Origin of the sequence: Pseudomonas entomophila L48, assembly GCF_000026105.1 — a bacterium.
Taxonomy (GTDB): domain Bacteria; phylum Pseudomonadota; class Gammaproteobacteria; order Pseudomonadales; family Pseudomonadaceae; genus Aquipseudomonas; species Aquipseudomonas entomophila.
In genome coordinates this window covers 4,085,623-4,103,007 of the sequence record NC_008027.1, presented here as the reverse complement: position 1 = coordinate 4,103,007, position 17,385 = coordinate 4,085,623, and the positions used below count along the sequence as shown (strand labels likewise).

Annotated in this window: 17 protein-coding genes; all 17 read left to right on the top strand. The window is 64.3% G+C overall.

All coding sequences use genetic code 11. The features are described from left to right. The first annotated feature begins 45 nt into the window (after positions 1 to 45). Positions 46 to 1,452 carry a flagellar filament capping protein FliD gene (gene fliD, locus PSEEN_RS17635; RefSeq protein ID WP_011534916.1) on the top strand — a complete coding sequence of 469 codons (1,407 nt, stop codon included), beginning with the start codon at positions 46 to 48 and terminating at the stop codon, positions 1,450 to 1,452. A 132-nt stretch (positions 1,453 to 1,584) separates the two neighbouring features. Next, the gene (gene fliS / locus PSEEN_RS17630) at positions 1,585 to 1,980 is read left to right on the top strand and encodes a flagellar export chaperone FliS (protein WP_011534915.1); all 396 of its coding nucleotides are present in this window, start codon (positions 1,585 to 1,587) and stop codon (positions 1,978 to 1,980) included. 15 nt (positions 1,981 to 1,995) lie between these two features. Continuing rightward, positions 1,996 to 2,292, top strand: a complete 297-nt coding sequence (locus PSEEN_RS17625; RefSeq protein ID WP_011534914.1) for a flagellar protein FliT — start codon at positions 1,996 to 1,998, stop codon at positions 2,290 to 2,292. Between the two features lie 166 nt (positions 2,293 to 2,458). Then, the gene (gene fleQ / locus PSEEN_RS17620; RefSeq protein ID WP_011534913.1) at positions 2,459 to 3,934 is read left to right on the top strand and encodes a transcriptional regulator FleQ; all 1,476 of its coding nucleotides are present in this window, start codon (positions 2,459 to 2,461) and stop codon (positions 3,932 to 3,934) included. A 204-nt stretch (positions 3,935 to 4,138) separates the two neighbouring features. Then, the gene (locus tag PSEEN_RS17615; protein WP_011534912.1) at positions 4,139 to 5,356 is read left to right on the top strand and encodes a sensor histidine kinase; all 1,218 of its coding nucleotides are present in this window, start codon (positions 4,139 to 4,141) and stop codon (positions 5,354 to 5,356) included. Continuing rightward, positions 5,356 to 6,726 carry a sigma-54-dependent transcriptional regulator gene (locus tag PSEEN_RS17610; RefSeq protein ID WP_011534911.1) on the top strand — a complete coding sequence of 457 codons (1,371 nt, stop codon included), beginning with the start codon at positions 5,356 to 5,358 and terminating at the stop codon, positions 6,724 to 6,726. The genes PSEEN_RS17615 and PSEEN_RS17610 overlap by 1 nt, the downstream gene beginning before the upstream one ends. A gap of 106 nt (positions 6,727 to 6,832) precedes the next feature. Further along, complete coding sequence (gene fliE / locus PSEEN_RS17605; protein WP_011534910.1) at positions 6,833 to 7,165, top strand: flagellar hook-basal body complex protein FliE; 333 nt, start codon at positions 6,833 to 6,835, stop codon at positions 7,163 to 7,165. A 15-nt stretch (positions 7,166 to 7,180) separates the two neighbouring features. Further along, a complete protein-coding gene (fliF, locus tag PSEEN_RS17600; protein ID WP_011534909.1) occupies positions 7,181 to 8,959 on the top strand; it encodes a flagellar basal-body MS-ring/collar protein FliF in 1,779 nt (592 codons plus the stop codon). Continuing rightward, positions 8,952 to 9,971 carry a flagellar motor switch protein FliG gene (fliG, locus tag PSEEN_RS17595; protein WP_011534908.1) on the top strand — a complete coding sequence of 340 codons (1,020 nt, stop codon included), beginning with the start codon at positions 8,952 to 8,954 and terminating at the stop codon, positions 9,969 to 9,971. The genes fliF and fliG overlap by 8 nt, the downstream gene beginning before the upstream one ends. A gap of 167 nt (positions 9,972 to 10,138) precedes the next feature. Then, positions 10,139 to 10,912: a flagellar assembly protein FliH gene (gene fliH / locus PSEEN_RS17590; RefSeq protein WP_011534907.1), complete on the top strand. Its 774-nt coding sequence runs from the start codon at positions 10,139 to 10,141 to the stop codon at positions 10,910 to 10,912. After that, positions 10,902 to 12,257 (top strand): flagellar protein export ATPase FliI, encoded by a 1,356-nt coding sequence (gene fliI / locus PSEEN_RS17585; RefSeq protein ID WP_011534906.1) that lies wholly within the window; start codon positions 10,902 to 10,904, stop codon positions 12,255 to 12,257. Before fliH ends, fliI begins: the two co-directional genes overlap by 11 nt. A 6-nt stretch (positions 12,258 to 12,263) precedes the next feature. Continuing rightward, positions 12,264 to 12,716 carry a flagellar export protein FliJ gene (fliJ, locus tag PSEEN_RS17580; protein WP_011534905.1) on the top strand — a complete coding sequence of 151 codons (453 nt, stop codon included), beginning with the start codon at positions 12,264 to 12,266 and terminating at the stop codon, positions 12,714 to 12,716. 150 nt (positions 12,717 to 12,866) lie between these two features. Further along, on the top strand, positions 12,867 to 13,166 hold the full coding sequence (locus PSEEN_RS17575; RefSeq protein ID WP_011534904.1) for an STAS domain-containing protein: 300 nt from the start codon (positions 12,867 to 12,869) through the stop codon (positions 13,164 to 13,166). An 8-nt stretch (positions 13,167 to 13,174) separates the two neighbouring features. Further along, the gene (locus tag PSEEN_RS17570) at positions 13,175 to 14,866 is read left to right on the top strand and encodes a fused response regulator/phosphatase (protein WP_011534903.1); all 1,692 of its coding nucleotides are present in this window, start codon (positions 13,175 to 13,177) and stop codon (positions 14,864 to 14,866) included. A gap of 66 nt (positions 14,867 to 14,932) precedes the next feature. Further along, a complete protein-coding gene (locus PSEEN_RS17565; RefSeq protein ID WP_044488296.1) occupies positions 14,933 to 15,280 on the top strand; it encodes an Hpt domain-containing protein in 348 nt (115 codons plus the stop codon). A 71-nt stretch (positions 15,281 to 15,351) separates the two neighbouring features. Then, positions 15,352 to 16,710 (top strand): flagellar hook-length control protein FliK, encoded by a 1,359-nt coding sequence (locus tag PSEEN_RS17560; RefSeq protein WP_011534901.1) that lies wholly within the window; start codon positions 15,352 to 15,354, stop codon positions 16,708 to 16,710. A 176-nt stretch (positions 16,711 to 16,886) separates the two neighbouring features. Continuing rightward, positions 16,887 to 17,384: a flagellar basal body-associated protein FliL gene (gene fliL / locus PSEEN_RS17555; RefSeq protein WP_011534900.1), complete on the top strand. Its 498-nt coding sequence runs from the start codon at positions 16,887 to 16,889 to the stop codon at positions 17,382 to 17,384. Position 17,385 lies beyond the last annotated feature (1 nt).

The window sequence follows — 17,385 nt, the reverse complement described above, 5'->3', positions numbered from 1 at the left end:
GCCTTGCAGGAGTGGGGCTGACGCGTTGATGAGAGGGACAACAGCATGGCAAGCCCCATTATTCCAAGCACGGGCCAGGGCTACGGGCTCGAGATTGGCAAGATCGTCGATGCGTTGGTGAAAGCCGACACCTCGGCCAAGTCCAATCAGATTGCCCGGCAGTCGAGCAACAACTCGGCGATGCTCTCGGGTATCGGCTCCCTGCGTAGCGCGCTGACGGCGTTCCAGGATGCCATGAAGAAGCTCAACGACAAGGATGCTCCCTCCTTCAACGCCTTCGCGGGTACTTCCGCGAATGAAAACGTGGTCAAGGTCAAGTCGAGCAACACCGCGGTGCCCGGCACCTACGACATCAAGGTCGACAAGCTTGCCACGTCCTCCAAGGTCGCCAGCCAGCAGTTCGCCGGTGGTGCCTCTTCGGCGATCACTGCCGGTGAGATGACCATCAGCCAAGGCGGCAAGGACTACAAGATCACTGTTGCCAGTGGCGCCACGCTGCAGAGCGTGCGTGACCAGATCAACAAGGAAATGAGCGCCAAGGGCATCACCGCCAACATTATCAACGAGGCGGGTGGTTCACGCCTGGTGTTCGGTTCCACCACCACGGGTGCGGGTAGTGATATTTCCGTCAGTGGCATCCCGGAACTGGCTATCGATGGCACTCAGAAGATTTCCGGTACTGGTGCGGGCTACATCACCGATAAAGCGCAGGACGCCGAGTTCACGATTGACGGCCTGAAGCTGACCAGCCCCAAGAACACGGTCGATAACGCGATCAGCGGCCTGACCCTGGAACTCACGGGTGTTACCGCTCCTGGTGCGGCCACCGGCGCCAAGGTGACCGTGGCGCTGGATAACGATGGGCTGCGCAAGTCGGTGCAGTCGTTCGTCGATGCCTACAACACGCTGCAAAAGGCCGTCACTGCGTTGACAACGCCGACCAAGGACTCCAGTGGCAATGTCACCAGCCTTGGCCCGTTGACCAACGACCCGACCACCCGTTCGCTGCTGGGTGACGTGCGCAAGGTGCTGGCCGAAGTCGGTAACGGCGACAGGCTGACCACGCTGAGCCAGCTGGGTATCAACACCCAGAAGGACGGTACGTTGGAGTTCAACAGTACCAAGTTCTCCTCGGCGCTGAACGACAAGAAGCTCGGCCCGGATATTCAGCAGCTGTTCACTGGCACCAATGGCCTGTTCGAGCGCATGAACAAGGCTATCGACCCGTACAACTCGACGGGTGGTTCGCTGGACTCGCGCAAGAGCAACCTCGACAAGGCGGCCAAGAGCCTGCTCGACCAGCAGGCGGCCCTGGATCGTCGCACCGCGACCCTGACCGAATCGCTGACCAAGAAGTACGCGGCCCTGGACGCGGCGCTGGCGAAGGTGAAGAAGCAGGGCGAGCAGATCGTCTCCATCTTCGAGGCGATCAACGCCCAGGCGAAGAAGTAATCGATCGCTGGTGACAGAAGCCCGGCGGCACCGAACAGGTGCCCCGGGCTTCATCGTTTGACGGCTAAAGTTTTTTGACGTGACGGCGATACAAGGGTATATGCACCTTTTTCGCTGCAACGAGGTAGATCCATGAACCCGATGTTGGCCCTTCGGCAGTACCAGAAAGTCAATGGCGCGGCGCAGACGTCCGAGGCCAGCCCGCACCGCCTGGTGCAGATGCTCATGCAGGGCGGCCTCGATCGCCTGGCCCAGGCCAAGGGCGCGATCGCGCGCAATGACATTGCCCAGCGCGGCATTCTGATCGGCAAGGCCATCGACATCATCGGCGGCCTGCGTGAAGGGCTGGACCTGGAAAACCATGCCGACAGCCTGGCGGACCTGGACAACCTGTACACCTACATGAGCCGCCGTCTGATCGAGGCGAACGTAAAGAGCGACCCGGCGATCATCGATGAAGTGGCGCGCCTGCTGATCACCGTCAAGGAAGGCTGGGATGCGATCGGCGATCAACAGCCGACGCCCTGAATCAGGAGAGATGTCATGAGCGAGGTAGTCGAGCGTATCGAACAGACCCGCGAGGCCTTGCTGGCCGCGCTGGCCAGTCGTGACTGGGACGCCATCGGCGAGCTCGATCTGGAGTGCCGTGTCTGCGTCGAGGATATCGTGGCGGAGGCGGCGGTCAACGAAGATGAGGTGCGCGGTAGCCTGGAGCAGTTGCTGGGGGTCTATCGGCAACTGATCGAGATTGCAAGTGGCGAGCGTCAATCAATAGTCGACGAGATGACGCAGATCCGTCAGGCGGAAAATGCCGCAAAGGTATACCATCTGTTCTCTTGACCACGGATGTGTAAAAACCAGCGCGCCATAAATTTGACTGTGTGCGGTTTTTTGACTTTACTAGTGGCTGTTTTCGAATTTCAGACGTCCGAACACTGACCATTCAGTCGGAATGATGTCGAGCATGCCCTCAGGGCGCCGATATGACTAGGGAAGTTGCTATTGCATGTGGCGTGAAACCAAAATCCTCCTGATCGATGACGACAGCGCCCGCCGCCGCGATCTGGCAGTGGTGCTGAACTTCCTCGGCGAAGAAAACCTGTCCTGTTCCAGTCAGGACTGGCAGCAAGCCGTCGAGTCGTTGAGCTCGAGCCGTGAAGTGCTGTGCGTACTGATCGGCACCGTGAATGCTCCAGCCAGTGTGCTGGGGCTCCTTAAGACAGTGGCTGGGTGGGATGAGTTCCTTCCGGTTCTGCTTTTGGGTGAAATTTCTTCTGCCGAGTTCCCCGACGACCTGCGTCGCCGGGTGCTCTCCAACCTCGAAATGCCGCCGAGCTACAGCCAGTTGCTCGACTCGCTGCACCGTGCCCAGGTCTATCGCGAGATGTATGACCAGGCCCGCGAGCGCGGCCGCCAGCGCGAGCCCAACCTGTTCCGCAGCCTGGTAGGCACCAGCCGTGCCATCCAGCACGTGCGGCAGATGATGCAGCAAGTGGCCGACACCGACGCCAGCGTGCTGATCCTGGGTGAGTCCGGTACCGGCAAGGAGGTGGTGGCGCGCAACCTGCACTACCACTCCAAGCGTCGCGAAGCGCCGTTCGTGCCGGTCAACTGCGGGGCGATCCCGGCGGAGCTGCTCGAAAGCGAGCTGTTCGGTCACGAGAAGGGCGCGTTCACCGGGGCGATCACCAGCCGCGCCGGGCGCTTCGAGCTGGCCAACGGCGGCACGTTGTTCCTCGACGAGATCGGCGACATGCCGCTGCCCATGCAGGTCAAGCTGCTGCGCGTGCTGCAGGAGCGCACCTTCGAGCGGGTGGGCAGCAACAAGACCCAGAGCATCGATGTGCGCATCATCGCCGCGACCCACAAGAACCTCGAGAGCATGATCGAGGACGGGACCTTCCGCGAAGACCTCTACTACCGGTTGAACGTCTTCCCCATCGAGATGGCGCCGCTGCGCGAGCGTGTCGAGGATATCCCGCTGCTGATGAACGAGCTGATCTCGCGCATGGAGCACGAGAAGCGCGGCTCGATCCGCTTCAATTCGGCGGCGATCATGTCGCTGTGCCGGCATGGCTGGCCGGGCAACGTGCGTGAGCTGGCCAACCTGGTCGAGCGCATGGCGATCATGCACCCCTATGGGGTGATCGGCGTGTCGGAACTTCCGAAGAAATTCCGCTATGTCGATGACGAGGACGAGCAGTTGGTGGACAGCCTGCGCAGCGACCTCGAGGAGCGCGTGGCGATCAACGGCAGCACGCCGAACTTCGCCAGCCATGCCATGCTGCCACCGGAAGGGCTCGACCTGAAGGACTATCTCGGCGGTCTTGAGCAGGGGCTGATCCAGCAGGCGCTGGATGACGCCAATGGCATCGTTGCCCGTGCCGCGGAGCGGCTGCGTATCCGTCGTACCACGCTGGTGGAGAAGATGCGCAAGTACGGCATGAGCCGCCAGGGTGGCGAGGAACAGGCGGAGGATTGACGCCTGCGGTATCCGTCGAGGGCTATGGAAAGCCCCGCGGATGCAATGCCCCTACCTTTCGAAGGGGTGCAAAGCCCCGTGATCAGCGGTCTTGCGGCCGTTCATGAGCATGTTGCCCGGTTGTCTCTCGCCACCTCCGGCACGCGTATTGCTATATCGCTGGCAATACACCGTTTTTGACGGTCAGCCACGCGAGAGAGCACGATGCCCCAGGCCGCCCACATGTCCCGAGTCCCCGATCCGCAGGGGCGCACCCCGGTCGAGCAGGAAAGCCGACAGGGTCTTGAGCAGGCGTTCGCCCTGTTCAATCAGGTTTCCTCCCAGCTCAGCGAGTCGTACAGCATGCTCGAGGCGCGCGTCAGTGAGCTCAAGGGTGAGCTGGCGGTGGTCAGTGCCCAGCGCATGGCGGAGCTTGGCGAGAAGGAGCGGGTGGCCAATCGTTTGCAGAACCTGCTGGCCCTGTTGCCGGGTGGAGTGATCGTGATTGATGCGCAGGGCTGCGTGCGCGAGGCCAATCCGGCCGCGTGCGACCTGCTGGGCGAACCGCTGGTTGGTGAACTCTGGCGCCAGGTGATCGCACGCAGCTTCGCACCGCGCAAGGATGACGGCCATGAGGTGTCGCTGCGTGACGGTCGCCGCCTGTCGATCGCCACGCGCTCGCTGGATGCCGAGCCCGGGCAGTTGGTGCTGCTGACCGACCTCACCGAGACCCGTCGCCTGCAGGATCAGCTCTCGCGCCACGAACGCCTGTCGTCGCTCGGCCGCATGGTGGCCTCGCTGGCGCACCAGATCCGTACCCCACTGTCTGCGGCGATGCTCTATGCCAGCCATCTGGCCAGCAGCGAAAAAGCCTTGTCGGACGATACCCGGCAGCGCTTTGCCGGGAGCCTGAAGGAGCGCCTGCACGAACTGGAGCACCAGGTCCGCGACATGCTGGTGTTTGCCCGTGGCGAGCTGCCGCTGGGCGATCGGCTGACCCCCAAGGCATTGTTCCAGGCGTTGCAGCAGGCTGCGCAGGTCCATGTCCAGGGGCAGTCGGTGCGCTGGCAGTGCGATGTGCACCTTGGCGAGTTGCTGTGCAATCGCGACACCCTGGTGGGCGCGTTGCTCAACCTGATCGACAACGCCGTGCAGGCCAGCGAAGGGGTGGTACGGCTCAAGGTTCACCTGTACCGGCGCGACCAGCACCTGCACTTGTGTGTCAGTGATGCCGGCAGCGGTATCGATGCCGAGCTCCTGGCGCGGCTGGGCGAACCATTCCTCACCACCAAGTCGACCGGTACCGGGCTGGGCCTGGCGGTCGTCCAGGCCGTGGTGCGCGCTCACCAGGGTACAGTGCGGCTGCGTTCGAGGCCGGGCCGTGGCACCTGTGCGCAAGTGATCCTGCCATTGATCACCGCTGCGACGAAGGGGGAGCACTGATGGATATCAAGGTGCTGCTGGTCGAGGATGACCGCACTCTGCGCCAGGCGCTGGCGGACACCCTGGAGATCGGCGGTTTCGCCCATCTTGCCGTGGGCTCGGCCGAGGAGGCGCTGCAAGCGGTCGCGCGCGAGCCGTTCAGCCTGGTGGTCAGTGATGTGAACATGCCGGGCATGGATGGTCACCAGTTGCTGGCGCAACTGGGGCGCCATCATCCGCAACTGCCGGTGCTGCTGATGACGGCCCATGCCGCGGTGGAGCGGGCGGTCGACGCCATGCGCCAGGGGGCGGTCGACTACCTGGTCAAGCCGTTCGAGCCCAAGGCGCTGATCAGCCTGGTGGAGCGACACGCTGCGGGTCATCTCGAGGTGGGCGAGGAGGAGGGGCCGGTCGCCTGTGAGCCTGCCAGCCTGCAGCTGCTCGAGTTGGCGGCGCGGGTCGCGCGCAGCGACTCCACCGTGCTGATCTCGGGGGAGTCGGGTACCGGCAAGGAAGTGCTGGCGCGTTTCATTCATCAGCAGTCGCCCCGGGCGGCGGCGCCGTTCGTGGCGATCAACTGCGCGGCGATCCCCGACAATATGCTCGAAGCGACGCTGTTCGGTCACGAGAAGGGGGCCTTCACGGGCGCCATTGCCGCGCAGGCCGGCAAGTTCGAGCAAGCCGATGGCGGCACCTTGCTGCTCGACGAGATTTCCGAAATGCCGTTGGCGCTGCAGGCCAAACTGTTGCGGGTGTTGCAGGAGCGCGAGGTGGAGCGGGTCGGTGGGCGCAAGCCGATCGCCCTGGATATCCGGGTGCTGGCCACCACCAACCGCGACCTGGTAGGCGAGGTGGCGGCCGGGCGCTTTCGTGAAGATCTCTACTATCGCCTGTCGGTATTCCCACTGGCATGGCGTGCCCTGCGCGAACGTCCGGGGGATATCCTGCCGCTGGCCGAGCGCCTGCTGGCGCGCCATGTCGGCAAGATGAGGCATGCGCCGGTGCGCCTGTCCGCCGATGCCCGAGCCTGCCTGCAGGCGCATGCCTGGCCGGGCAATGTGCGCGAACTGGACAACGCCTTGCAGCGGGCACTGATCCTGCAGCAGGGCGGGGTGATCGAGGCGGCGGATTTCTGTCTGGCGGGCGTCATTCCATTGTCGGCTCCCTCCAGGGCCACGCCAGTGGTCGAGGACTGCGCGGTTGAGTCCATGGGCCTGGGCGACGACATGCGTCGCCACGAATACCAGATGATCATCGACACCTTGCGCGCCGAGCGCGGCCGTCGCAAGGAGGCTGCCGAGCGCTTGGGCATCAGCCCGCGCACCTTGCGCTACAAGCTGGCGCAGATGCGCGATGCGGGGCTCGATGTGGAAGCCAGCCTGTTTGGCTGATCAATTGTTTTGAATGTATGACGGGCGGGCTGGCACTCCTCTTGCTAGTCCCAGCCTATTCGCTGCATGAGTGTCAAAAAAATGCGGCCGCCGGAGAGAGAAGTCCATGACCCAAGGTGTTGAATTCAATCGTCTGATGATGGACATGCGCGCCATGAAGGCCGAAGCCATGTCCACGCCCAAGACCACTGCCGCGCCAGAACTGGCGCCAGGGCAGAGCAGCTTCGCCGACATGCTCGGCCAGGCGATTGGCAAGGTGCATGAAACCCAGCAGGCCTCCAGCCAACTGGCCAACGCCTTTGAAATCGGCAAGAGCGGTGTCGACCTGACTGACGTCATGATCGCCTCGCAGAAAGCCTCCGTGTCGTTCCAGGCATTGACCCAGGTGCGCAACAAGCTGGTACAGGCGTACCAGGACATCATGCAGATGCCGGTATAAGGGCGAGAGTGAGTCATGGCCGAAGCAGTCGTCGATAACGCCCCCGCCAAAAGTGGCCCGCCAGCGGCCAAGCCGCCGCTGTTCGGCATGGCGTTCCTGGAAAATATCTCGCAGATGCCCATGCTGCGGCAGGTTGGCCTGCTGGTCGGCCTGGCCGCCAGCGTGGCCATCGGCTTCGCCGTGGTGCTCTGGTCGCAGCAGCCGGATTACCGGCCGCTGTACGGCAGCCTTGCGGGCATGGACACCAAGCAGGTCATGGACACGCTTGCCTCCGCCGACATTCCCTATCACGTGGAACCGAACTCCGGTGCCCTGCTGGTCAAGGCCGACGACCTCTCCCGTGCGCGCCTGAAGCTGGCCGCCGCCGGCGTGGCGCCGAGCGACGGCAACGTCGGTTTCGAGTTGCTGGATAAAGAGCAGGGGCTGGGCACCAGCCAGTTCATGGAAACCACCCGCTACCGCCGCAGCCTGGAAGGCGAGCTGGCCCGTACCGTTTCCAGCCTGAACAATGTCAAGGCCGCGCGCGTGCACCTGGCGATCCCGAAAAGCTCGGTGTTCGTCCGTGACGAGCGCAAGCCCAGCGCCTCGGTACTGGTCGAGCTGTATCCGGGCCGCGCCCTGGAAGCCGGCCAGGTCATGGCCATCGTCAACCTCGTGGCCACCAGCGTTCCGGAGCTGGACAAGTCGCAGGTGACCGTGGTCGACCAGAAAGGCAACCTGCTTTCGGATCAACTGCAGGACACCGCCCTGAGCATGGCCGGCAAGCAGTTCGACTACAGCCGCCGCATGGAAGGCCTGCTGACCCAGCGCGTGCACAACATCCTGCAGCCGGTGCTGGGCAATGACCGCTACAAGGCCGAAGTGTCGGCCGACGTCGACTTCAGCGCCGTCGAGTCCACCTCCGAGCAGTTCAACCCTGACCAGCCGGCGCTGCGCAGCGAGCAGTCGGTCAACGAACAGCGCGCCAGCAGCCAGGGCCCGCAAGGTGTGCCGGGTGCCCTGAGCAACCAGCCGCCAGCCGGCGCCTCCGCGCCAGAGAACGCCCGTGCCGCCGCGACGCCGGCCGGTGCCATCCAGCCTGGCCAGCCGCTGGTGGACGCCAACGGCCAGCAGATCATGGACCCGGCCACCGGCCAGCCGATGCTCGCGCCGTACCCGAGCGACAAGCGCCAGCAGAGCACCAAGAACTTCGAACTGGACCGCTCCATCAGCCACACCCGCCAGCAGCAGGGTCGCCTGACCCGCCTGTCGGTGGCCGTGGTGGTGGATGACCAGGTCAAGCTCGACGCCGCCAGTGGCGAAGCCACACGCACCCCGTGGGGCGCCGAAGACCTGGCGCGCTTCACCCGCCTGGTGCAGGACGCCGTGGGCTTCGATGCCAGCCGTGGCGACAGCGTCACCGTGATCAACGTGCCGTTCGCCGCCGATCGTGGCGACGAGCTGGTCGACATTCCGTTCTACTCGCAGCCGTGGTTCTGGGACATCGTCAAGCAAGTGCTGGGCGTGCTGTTCATCCTGGTGCTGGTGTTCGGCGTGCTGCGTCCGGTGCTCACCAATATCACAGGTGGCGGCAAGCAGGCTGCCACGGACAGCGACATGGAGCTGGGCGGCATGATCGGTCTGGATGGCGAACTGGCCAACGACCGCGTCAGCCTGGGTGGCCCGACAAGCATTCTGTTGCCAAGCCCGAGCGAGGGTTACGAGGCACAGCTCAACGCAATCAAGGGCCTGGTGGCCGAAGACCCGGGCCGCGTGGCCCAGGTCGTGAAAGAGTGGATCAACGCCGATGAGTGACAATCGAGCCATTACCGCCAAGCTGAGCCGCGTCGACAAAGCGGCCATTCTCCTGCTCTCGCTCGGCGAGACCGATGCCGCGCAGGTACTGCGCCACATGGGGCCCAAGGAAGTGCAGCGGGTCGGTGTGGCCATGGCGCAGATGGGCAACGTCCATCGCGAGCAGGTCGAGCAGGTCATGAGCGAGTTCGTCGAGATCGTCGGCGACCAGACCAGCCTGGGTGTCGGCTCCGACGGCTACATTCGCAAGATGCTCAACCAGGCCCTCGGCGAGGACAAGGCCAACGGCCTGATCGACCGTATCCTGCTCGGTGGCAACACCAGCGGCCTGGACAGCCTCAAGTGGATGGAGCCGCGTGCCGTGGCCGACGTCATCCGCTACGAGCACCCGCAGATCCAGGCCATCGTGGTCGCCTACCTCGACCCCGACCAGGCCGGTGAGGTGCTGAGCAATTTCGACCACAAGGTGCGCCTGGACATCGTCCTGCGCGTCTCCTCGCTCAATACCGTGCAACCGGCGGCGCTCAAGGAACTCAACCAGATCCTCGAGAAGCAGTTCTCCGGCAACTCCAACGCCGCGCGCACCACCTTGGGTGGCATCAAGCGCGCCGCCGACATCATGAACTTCCTCGACAGTTCGGTGGAAGGCGCGCTGATGGACGCGATCCGCGAGATCGACAGCGACCTGTCGGAGCAGATCGAAGACCTGATGTTCGTCTTCAACAACCTGGCCGACGTCGACGACCGCGGTATCCAGGCGCTGCTGCGCGAGGTGTCCTCCGACGTGCTGGTGGTGTCGCTCAAGGGCGCCGACGAAAAGGTCAAGGACAAGGTCTTCAAGAACATGTCCAAGCGCGCCTCGGAACTGCTGCGCGACGACCTGGAGGCGAAAGGGCCGGTGCGGGTCAGCGACGTGGAAACGGCGCAGAAGGAAATCCTCACCATCGCCCGACGCATGGCCGAGGCCGGCGAAATCGTGCTTGGCGGCAAGGGTGCCGAGGAAATGATCTGACCTGCGGGGCGAAGCGGTCCTTGTGGGAGCGGCCTTGCGCCGCGAAAGGGCTGCGCAGCCTTGATGTCACCGCAGAATGCCGGGGCTGCCTTGCAGCCCTTTCGCGGCACAAGGCCGCTCCTACAGGGGGCGCGTTGGTTGCAGATGGCTTTTGAGTACCTGAAAACATGTCTACCACCGAACATCCCAGCGACCTGATCCGCGCCCGCGACCTCGAGGGTGTCGATGTCTGGGCGTTGCCCAGCTTCGACCCCGAGCCTGAGCCGGTACCCGAGCCTGAGCCCGAGGTCGTCGAAGAGGAAATCGAGGAAGTGCCGCTGGAGGAAGTCCAGCCACTGACCCTCGAAGAACTCGAAGCCATCCGCCAGGAGGCCTACAACGAAGGTTTCGCCACCGGTGAGCGCGAAGGTTTCCATAGCACCCAGCTGAAGGTGCGCCAGGAGGCCGAAGTCGCCCTGGCGGCGAAGCTGGCGAGCCTGGAGCAGCTCATGGGTCATCTGCTCGAGCCGATCGCCGAGCAGGATACCCAGATCGAGAAAGGCATGGTGCAACTGGTGGCGCACATGGCGCGCCAGGTCATCGGCCGCGAGCTGCGCACCGACTCCAGCCATATCACCCATGTCCTGCGCGAAGCCTTGAAGCTGCTGCCCATGGGCGCCGACAACATTCGCATCCATCTCAACCCCCAGGATTTCGAACTGGCCAAGGCCCTGCGCGAGCGCCACGAGGAAAGCTGGAAGCTGCTCGAGGATGAGGCGTTGTTGCCGGGAGGTTGCCGCATCGAGACCGCCCACAGCCGTATCGACGCGACCATGGAGACGCGAATCGAGAAGGCCGTGGCGCAGCTGTTCGACCAGTCCCACGACCATTCGCTGCATCCTGCCGCGCCGGATATCTCCATCGAGCTCGAGGACCAGCCGGGAGCCGCTGATGCGCCTTGATCGCACCAGCTTCGGCAAGCGCCTCGAAGGTTACGCCGATGCCATCCGCTTGCCGGACCAGCCGGTGGTGGAAGGCCGCCTGCTGCGCATGGTCGGGTTGACCCTGGAGGCCGAGGGCCTGCGCGCCGCCGTGGGCAGCCGCTGCCTGGTGATCAACGACGACAGCTATCACCCGGTGCAGGTCGAAGCCGAAGTGATGGGCTTCTCCGGTGACAAGGTGTTCCTCATGCCGGTCGGCAGCATCGCCGGCCTGGCCCCGGGAGCCCGGGTGGTGCCGCTGGATGACAGTGGCCGCCTGCCCATGGGCATGAGCATGCTCGGGCGGGTGCTCGACGGTGCCGGCCGGGCCCTGGATGGCAAGGGTGGGATGAAGGCCGAGGACTGGGTGCCGATGGATGGCCCGGTCATCAACCCGCTCAACCGCGACCCCATTAGCCAGCCGCTGGATGTCGGCATTCGCAGCATCAATGGCTTGCTGACGGTCGGGCGCGGCCAGCGTCTTGGCCTGTTCGCCGGCACCGGTGTCGGTAAGTCGGTGTTGCTGGGCATGATGACCTGCTTCACTGAAGCCGAGATCATCGTCGTCGGGCTGATCGGTGAGCGTGGTCGCGAAGTGAAGGAATTCATCGAGCACATCCTCGGTGAGGAAGGGCTCAAGCGTTCGGTCGTGGTCGCGTCGCCTGCGGACGACGCCCCGTTGATGCGGCTGCGCGCGGCGATGTATTGCACGCGAATTGCCGAGTATTTCCGCGACAAGGGCAAGAACGTCCTGTTGCTGATGGACTCCCTGACCCGTTTCGCCCAGGCCCAGCGCGAAATCGCCCTGGCCATCGGCGAGCCACCCGCCACCCGTGGCTATCCGCCTTCGGTGTTCGCCAAGCTGCCCAAGCTGGTGGAGCGGGCGGGTAACGGCGAGCCGGGTGGCGGGTCGATCACGGCGTTCTATACCGTGCTATCCGAAGGCGACGACCAGCAGGACCCGATCGCCGACTCGGCGCGGGGTGTGCTCGACGGCCACTTCGTGCTGTCGCGGCGCCTGGCCGAGGAAGGGCACTACCCGGCCATCGATATCGAAGCGTCCATCAGCCGGGTCATGCCCCAGGTGGTCGACCCCGACCACCTGCGCCAGGCGCAGAAGTTCAAGCAGCTGTGGTCGCGCCTGTCGCAGAGCCGCGACCTGATCAGCGTCGGCGCCTATGTGGCCGGTGGCGACGTGGAGACCGACCTGGCCATCGCCCTGCAGCCCAAGCTGGTGGACTTCCTGCGCCAGGGTCTGGACGAAAATGTCGGCATGGCCCAGAGCCGCGAAGAGCTGGGCGCAATCTTCGTGCCGCCGGCGGGGTGATAGGTCATGGCCCAGCCAAGTCGCGCCGCGCGCCTGGTGCCGGTGGTGGAGATGGCCGAAGAGGCCGAGCGCAAGGCTGCCCAGCGGGTGGGGCATTTCCAGCGGCTGGTCAGTGACGCCCAGGTCAAGCTGGCGGAACTTGAGAGTTTCCGCGAAGCCTATCAGATGCAGTGGATCAATCGCGGCGGGCAGGGCGTCGATGGCAGCTGGCTGCTCAACTACCAGCGTTTCCTTGCGCAGCTGGAAACCGCGATGACCCAGCAGCGCCAGAGCCTGACCTGGCACCAGAACAACCTCAATAACGCGCGCAACACCTGGCAGCAGGCCTATGCCCGGGTGGAGGGGCTGCGCAAGCTGGTGCAGCGCTACCTGGACGAGGCCCGTCGAGCCGAGGACAAGCGCGAGCAGCGCCTGCTCGACGAACTTTCCCAGCGCCTGCCGCGCCACGCTCCCCTGTAGGAGCCAGCTTGCTGGCGAATCGTGGTGTCCGGGTTCGCCAGCAAGCTGGCTCCTACAGAGGTTTGGGAAAAACCGCTTGGCTTGCGGGGTGCCGGGCTGGCTGCTAAACCTTCAGATGTTGTATTAGCCATCACCGAAGGAATCGCTGGCATGGCAGTCGAGACTGATTTTTCACAGGACGGGAAACAGCTGACGATCAAGGTCAAGGGTCGTTTCGATTTCGGCAAGCATCAGGAATTCAGGGACGCCTACGAGCGTCGCCAGCCGGACTCGGTGATCGTTGATCTGAAAGAGGCCACCTATCTGGACAGCTCCGCGTTGGGCATGCTGCTGTTGCTGCGTGATCATGTCGGGGGGGATGAGCCGGATATCCGCGTGGTCCACGCCAGCCCCGACGTTCGCAAGATCCTGGCTATCTCCAATTTTGAAAAGCTGTTCGACATCAGTTGAATGCCGTCATGCCTGCCGAACAGGCGTTGACCGTGCTGATCGCCGAGGACGGCGCCGCGGACCGCATGCTGCTGGCGCAGATCGTGCGGCGCCAGGGGCATGAGGTCATCACCGCGGAGAACGGCGAGCAGGCGGTGGCGGTGTTCGCCGAGCAGCGGCCGCAATTGGTCTTGCTGGATGCACTGATGCCGGTGATGGATGGCTTCGAGGCGGCGCGGCGGATCAAAGCGCTGGCGGGTGAGGCGTTGGTGCCGATCATCTTTCTGACCTCGCTCAACGAAGAAGAGGGGCTGGTGCGTTGCCTGGAGGCCGGAGGCGACGACTTCATGGCCAAGCCCTACAGCGCGGTGATCCTGGGCGCCAAGATTCGCGCCATGGACCGTTTGCGCCGGTTGCAGGCCGTGGTGCTGGAGCAGCGCGACCAGATCACCCGCCATCACCATCATCTGCTCAACGAGCAGCGGGTGGCCAAGGCCGTGTTCGACAAGGTCGCGCATTCCGGCTGCCTCAATGCGTCGAACATCCGCTACCTGCAGTCGCCTTATGCGTTGTTCAACGGCGACCTGCTGCTGGCCGCCTTCACGCCGTCCGGCGATATGCACGTTCTGCTGGGGGACTTCACCGGGCATGGCCTGCCGGCAGCGGTCGGCGCCATGCCCCTGGCGGAAGTCTTCTACGGCATGACGGCCAAGGGCTACGGCCTGGTCGAGACGCTGCGCGAGATGAACGCCAAGCTCAAGCGCATCCTGCCGGTGGACATGTTCTGCTGCGCGCTGCTGCTCAACTTGAGCTTCCAGCGTGGGACGGTGGAGATCTGGAATGGCGGGATGCCGGATGGCTACCAGCTTTCGGCGCAAGGTGAGGTGCTGGCGGTAATGCCTTCGCGTCATCTGCCCCTGGGGATCCTGGCACCTGATCAGTTCGACGACACCACCGAGGTCATGCCGCTTGCCGTGGGGGAGCGGTTGTTTCTGCTGTCCGACGGCGTGATCGACAGCGGCGATGCGCAGGAATGCCTGTTCGGTGTGGCGCGGCTGCGTCAGGTGCTGGCTGAAAATCGTCAGCCCGCGCTGTTGTTCGAGGAGGTCATGCAGGCGCTGGAGCGCTTCGGTGGCCAGACCCGGGACGACATCAGCCTGTGCGACATCCGCATGCTGGCGCCTGCGGATGTCGTGCCGCAGGCGGTGGTCTACTCCGACAGTGGGCGCTCGAGCCCGCTGGAGTGGGCGTTGAACTTCACCTTGCGTGGCGAGAGCCTCAGGCGTTTCAACCCGGTGCCTTACCTGGTGCAGCTCTTGCAGGAAATACATGGCCTGCGGCCTGTCAGCGGGATGCTGCACAGTGTGTTGAGCGAGTTGTATTCCAATGCCCTGGAGCACGGTGTGCTGGGGTTGGATTCGCGCCTCAAGCGCGACGCGCAGGGCTTCTCCGAGTACTATCGTCAACGGGGGCAGCGCCTGGCGGGCGGCATCGAGGGGTTTGTCGAAATCGCCCTGTTGGTGGAGCCGCGCGGTGAGGGCGGGCATCTGAGGATCGAGGTTCGCGACAGCGGTGCCGGGTTCGATGTTGCGCGAATGCTTGCGCTGGCGCCGGTCGAGCAGGGCTTCAGTGGGCGTGGGTTGGGTTTGGTTCGCCGCCTGGGTTGCCGCGCTCAGTGGCTTGAGGGTGGGCGCCTGGCGCGGGTGGAGTTCGAGTGGTGAGTCGAGGGTTGGCCCGAAGTGAGCTTCGGGCCGAGGTGTAAACAGGCTTGATCAAGGAGTGAGCAAGTGGTGGACGTGCATATCGATCACAAGGTGCTCAGTGACCTTCGGGAGGTCATGGAGGACGGCTACCCGCAATTGCTGGAAACCTTCCTCGAGGACTCCGAGCGACGTCTCAATCAGCTGCACGAAGCCAAGGATGCCGGTGAACTCGGGATGGCGGCGCACAGCTTCAAGGGCAGCAGCAGCAACATGGGGGCCGTGGGCCTGGCCGGTCTCTGCCAGCAACTGGAGGATCGCGTGCGCCAGGTGCCGCTGTACGGTATCGAAGACCTGATCAATCGCATCGACCAGGAGTACCTGGAGGTGCAGCGCTTCTATCGGAACGAGCGGCAACGGATTTCCGCAGGTTAGGAAACCTGGCGCGAGTTTTGCCTGTCTTTGCCTGGACGTAATTTTCATGTTTCTGGCGCGGAGACTTTTCAATGCCTGTCGCATCCAATCCATTGTTGCAAGCCGGCCTGCTGGGCAAGGCAGCGCGTCCGGCCGCCAGTGTGGCCGACAAACCGCTGCAGGCGGCGGGTGACCAAGGCGCGGGCTTCGATCAAGTCATGGCCCGGCAAGGGCGTGACGCGGCCCCGGCGCGCGATGACAAGGTTTCCCCGGGCGCTTCGGGGCAAGCCAAACCCAAGGACAAAGTCGACGCCTCCAGCGGCAACAAGGATGGCAATGCTGCGCCTGCGGTTGCCGATGGCGGCAAGAAGTTGCCCGTCACGGACAAGCCGCCCGTTGCCGATGGCAGTGACGAGGCTGCTGACAGTGGTGCTTCGGCGCTCGTGGATGCCAGCCTGGTTGCCGGGCAGGTGACCGACGCCCAGCCAGGCGCCCAGTTGTTGCAGGCCCAGGCCGAGGCGGTTGCGCCCGTGCTGCAGGCTGCGGTCCAGCCGCCAGTGCCGCCTGCTCCTGCGCCAGTCCCAACCCCTGTAGTCGAAGAGCAGCCCGTGCAGGCGGCGTTCGACCCGGAGGTCGACCCGTTGGCCGATATGCCGACGTTGCGCCTGGCGCTTGAGCAGAATGCGCAGGCGCGCGGTACCACCTCGGCGCATGCCGGCAGCGCTCGCGCCGACCAGGGGCAGCAGGCGGCGGAAACCAATCAGGCGCCCGTCAATACCTTGGCGAACCTGACCGAGAAGGTCGAGGCTGAGGCGGGCCGATCCGAGCATGGTGAAAAAGGCTTTGCCGGGTTGCTCGACGACGGCCTCAAGGACCTCAAGAGCGCCAGCAGCGACACGCGGGTGGATGACTTCGCCAATCGCCTGGCCAGCCTCACCCAGGCGGCCACGCCGAAGACGGCCAACGCCGTGCCTGTCACGCCGAGCCCGTTGCAGCAACCTTTGCAGATGAACCAGGGCGCCTGGACCGAAGGGTTGGTGAACCGGGTCATGTACCTGTCCAGCCAGAACCTCAAGTCGGCCGATATCCAGCTTGAGCCTGCCGAGCTCGGTCGCCTGGACATCCGCGTCAATGTGGCGGCGGACCAGCCCACGCAGATCCACTTCATCAGTGGTCACGCGGGCGTGCGCGACGCTCTGGACAGCCAGGCCCACCGTTTGCGCGAATTGTTCGCCCAGCAGGGGTTGGCCCAGCCTGATGTCAGTGTCGCCGACCAGTCACGAGGTCAGCAGCAACAGCAGCAGGCGCAGCAGGAGGGCTCGAACCTCTCTGGCGTAGCGGCCCGTCGCGCCGAGCGCGGTGAGGGTGAGCCAGGTGAGTTGGCCGATGCCGCTCGTCCGGTGGAGCAGCAGGTCGTCATCGGCGACAGCGTGGTCGACTACTACGCCTGATCCCGCCAGGGGTCTTCTGTAGGAGCGGCTTCAGCCGCGATGCCGCCACCACGGTGCCTGACACCCGCGTTGCGGGTGATCGCGGCTAAAGCCGCTCCTACAGACAAATCTGGCATAACACTTGCTCAAGCCACGTCATCCTACTTAGAAACCCTGTTGGACGACGGATTATTGGCATGGCGAAGAGCGACGCAGTGAAAGACCCCGCCACTAAAGGCAAACTCAAGCTGATCCTGCTGCTGGTGCTGGCCTTGCTGCTGGCGGTCGGCCTGTCGGTGGGCGCGACCTGGTTCTTCATGCACAAGAGCGAGTCGGCGCCTGCCGTGGACCCGGCCCAGGCCAACGTCAAGGCGGCGGCGATCTATGAACCCCTGGCGCCGGCCTTCGTGGTCAACTTCAACCAGAACGGGCGCCAGCGCTACATGCAGGTGAGCATCACCATGCAGGGTCGTAGCCAGGCGGACCTGGAAGCGCTGAAAGTGCACATGCCGGTCATCCGCAACAACCTGGTCATGATGTTCTCCGGGCAGGGCTTCGACACCCTCGCCAGCAGCCCGGTCGGGCAGGAGATGCTGCGTCAGAAAGCCACCGCGGTGGTGCAGGAAGTGGCGCAGAAAGAAGTCGGCAGGCCGGTCGTCGACCAGCTGCTGTTCACCAATTTCGTATTGCAGTAGG